The organism is Burkholderia sp. Ac-20392 (assembly GCF_017104585.1).
Classification (GTDB): Bacteria; Pseudomonadota; Gammaproteobacteria; order Burkholderiales; family Burkholderiaceae; genus Burkholderia; species Burkholderia lata.
Window position 1 is genome coordinate 1 of record NZ_JAAGPB010000733.1, and the last position, 3,164, is coordinate 3,164.

General features: G+C 67.8%; 3 protein-coding genes. All 3 read right to left on the reverse strand.

All coding sequences use genetic code 11. The features are described 5' to 3' along the window. Positions 1 to 32: 32 nt before the first annotated feature. Positions 33 to 590 carry a hypothetical protein gene (locus G3N99_RS37480; RefSeq protein ID WP_206124885.1) on the reverse strand — a complete coding sequence of 186 codons (558 nt, stop codon included), beginning with the start codon at positions 588 to 590 and terminating at the stop codon, positions 33 to 35. A 132-nt stretch (positions 591 to 722) separates the two neighbouring features. Continuing rightward, the gene (locus G3N99_RS37485) at positions 723 to 2,120 is read right to left on the reverse strand and encodes a sigma-54 dependent transcriptional regulator (RefSeq protein WP_254603311.1); all 1,398 of its coding nucleotides are present in this window, start codon (positions 2,118 to 2,120) and stop codon (positions 723 to 725) included. Positions 2,121 to 2,255: 135 nt separating this feature from the next. Further along, positions 2,256 to 2,840, reverse strand: coding sequence for a hypothetical protein (locus G3N99_RS37490; protein WP_174932772.1), 585 nt, complete (start codon positions 2,838 to 2,840; stop codon positions 2,256 to 2,258). Between the last annotated feature and the right edge of the window lie 324 nt (positions 2,841 to 3,164).

Genomic DNA, 3,164 nt, shown 5'->3' on the forward strand with positions numbered 1-3,164 from the left:
ACATCAATCTCAGTCGTGTTTAGATTTTCCGCTCAGCGAGCGACCGGAAAGCTACACAGAGACATACACTCTTTCCCTACACGTCTCTCTTCCGATCCCTGCCGTGCGCGCCGCAACCGGCGTGCCGCGAGCTTGCGCCGCACGAGCTGCTCGAACTGCTGCGTCGCGACCGCCGGATCACGAGCGGCCAGCCCGAGTGCGTTGCGCACGAGCTGGATCGGCGTCAGCACGAGGCCCCACGGCAACCCCCACCAGCCGAACGCTGCCGACGCAAGCAGCGCGACCGCCTGCTTCCTGCGGCCGCAACGCCGGCAGCACACGTGACGCCGCGTCGCCCAGCGCGTGACGAACAGCAGCGACACGACGCGATGCGACGCATGGACGTCGACCGGCTGGTCGTCGCGACGGCAGATCGGGCACGGCCCGTAACGCCAGTCGTGCACGTACTCCCAGACTTTCGCGTCGGGCACCCGTTCTGCCTCGACGACGATCGGATGCGCTTGCGCGCACGCCGCACGACAATAGCGGCGGCCGTCGATCGACTGCCCGCCGACCAGGAACGTCCTGCCGCAGTGACTGCACTCTGCCACGGTAACCTCGGATAAGCGTGATGCGCCGCGTGCCGGCCGCGCGCGCATGGCTGCACCGGCGGTCCGGACGGGCCGTTTCCTGTCTTAACGGCCGACGTCGCGCGGTCTTGAGCGGCGGTGCGCCGCGGCGCGTCAGCCGTGCAGCCCGTGCGCGGTCATCAGCCGATACAGCGTCGCGCGCGAGATGCCCAGTTCGGCCGCCACGTCCGCATGCTGGTGGCGGTGGCGCATCAACGTTTCCTCGATCGCGTGCCGCTCGGCCTGCCGGCGCGCTTCCGCGAGCGTCGGCGGCCGCCGCGACGTGTACGGGTGCAGTTCGAGATCGGCGGCCGAGATCATCGGGCCGTTCGTCATCACGACCGCGAACCGGATCCGGTTGATCAGTTCGCGCACGTTGCCGGGCCAGGGATAGTTGTGGATCGCCTCGATCGCGCACGGCATGAAGCCGCGAATCCGGTGCGAACTGTCGCCGCGATAGCGCCGCAGCACATAGTCGGCGAGCAGCATGATGTCGCGGCCGCGCACGCGCAGCGGCGGCTCGTCGATGCGCAGCACGCACAGGCGGTAGTACAGGTCGGCACGGAACCGCCCCGCCTGCATCGCGGCCTCGAGATCGACGTGGGTCGCCGATACGATCCGCACGTCCACCGGAATCGACGCGTGCCCGCCGAGCCGCTCGATCGTGCCTTCCTGCAGGAAGCGCAGCAGGCTCGCCTGGCTCTCGAACGGCATGTCGCCGATTTCATCGAGAAACAGCGTGCCGCCGTGCGCGGCCTCGATCCGGCCGATCTTGCGCTGGTGCGCGCCCGTGAACGCGCCGCGCTCGTGGCCGAACAGTTCGGCCTGCAGCAGCGTCGACGGAATGGCCGCGCAGTTCACGGCGACGAATGGCGCGTCGGCGCGCAACGACTCCTGGTGGATCGCCGCCGCCGTCAGTTCCTTGCCGGTGCCGGATTCGCCGGCGATGAATACGGTGGCGTCCGTGTTCGCGACCTTGCGAATCGTCGCGAACAATCGGCGCATGGCATCGCACGAGCCGATCATCGTGCCGCCGGGGGACGCCGCATCGGCGTCCGGGCTGCCGTCCGCGAGCTTCAGCATCCCGTATGCGTGGCCGACCAGATAGCCGATCGTCGTATAGGCGGTCGCGTTGCGCACGTAGTCGAAGCAGCAGTGGCGAATCAGGCGCGCGACGGTGAGATCCCGCAGCCGCTCATTGTCGGCGAGCGCGACCCAGCCGACGCGCGGATCGCGCAGCAGCGTCTCGAACGACATGACGTCGGGCGATGCGAAGCTGCCGAAATCGACGATGCCCGCATGCGGACGGTTCGCCCTGACGAGATTCAGTGCGTCCGCAACGGTTTTCGCGCGCCACACGTCCCAGCCGCGCGACGTTAGACAGTCGACGAGCGCGGCATCGTGCTGCTGCGACAGGTAGACGAGTGGCCGCGACGGTACGACATGGTTGCGCCGGACGGCAAGGAACGGCGCCGTACCCGCCTCGCGTTCGAGATCCTGTGGGCCCGACACCCTGATCTGGCAGCAGTAGTTCACGATGGCCTCGTCGCTTGGTTTGGTGGTCGAAACGGCCGTCGCCGGATCGCGCAGCGCGGGGCATCGTGGTCCCGCGGCGCAGCGCCGGGCCGTCCTCGGATTGACGTTTCGTTATCGGCAGAAAACGACGCGCTGCGTGTAGATCTGCGGCTCGACGACCGGCTTCGTGGAACGGTTGAGGTCGTCACGATAGGCGCGGTAGGTCTTGCCGTTCACCGTGACTTCCGTCGCAGGGGCCGTCTCGATCGAGTTGAGCCCGTTGCGCTGCCACCCGCTCACCCGGTCCGCCGCCGTCACGCTCGACTCGCCCGCGATCTTCTGCGTGATCGCGCTGCCGTCGCTCCATGGCTGCGTCTGCATGTCCTCGGCATGCTGCATCGCGCCGATCGTCTTGCCGGTCGGCGTCGGCCCGTTCTGCGCTTCGAACGGCGCGCCACGGCCGTACACCGGCGATTGCCACGACGGTGCGTGACCTTCCTCCGGCATCATGTAGATCATCTGCGGATCGCCGATCATCATCATCGGCGCGCACGCCGTGTTGTCGGCGCGACCGAGCGTCGTCAGCGCCTGCTCGACGCTCACGGCATTCGCAGCGGTCTGCTCGCCCAGGATCACGAAGACCGCCGGGTTCTGAAATACCGCTTGCGCTGCGGCTTGCGCGCTGTACAACAACAGAGCGACCAAAAAGATCCTCATGATTGAGGCCTCCTTGCATCCTCGTCAGGCAAAAAGAGGTGTTGACCTCGGGGATGGGATCAACACCCGTCAAACAGGAAACGACCGTCGGGCATCGGGTTCGATCGACTCCCGTGCGACCCGCGTTCCGGTCGCACGGGAGTCCGACCCGCGTGCTTACGACGACGTGCTCGTCGAGATCACAGCCGGAGCCGGCACGATCGGGGCAGCCGGGGCGGCCTGCTGGTCGACCGGAGCCGGCGGCAATCCTTGCGCCGGATCGGACAACGCCGGCATGTCGGCGGGCTGCGCAGCGGCTTCTTCCGGCACCTCCGCGTCGGCGGT

Excerpts from the sequence above, each read along its gene's own strand:
- G3N99_RS37490 (WP_174932772.1), bottom strand. The coding sequence starts at position 2,840 with ATGAGGATCTTTTTGGTCGCTCTGTTGTTGTACAGCGCGCAAGCCGCA.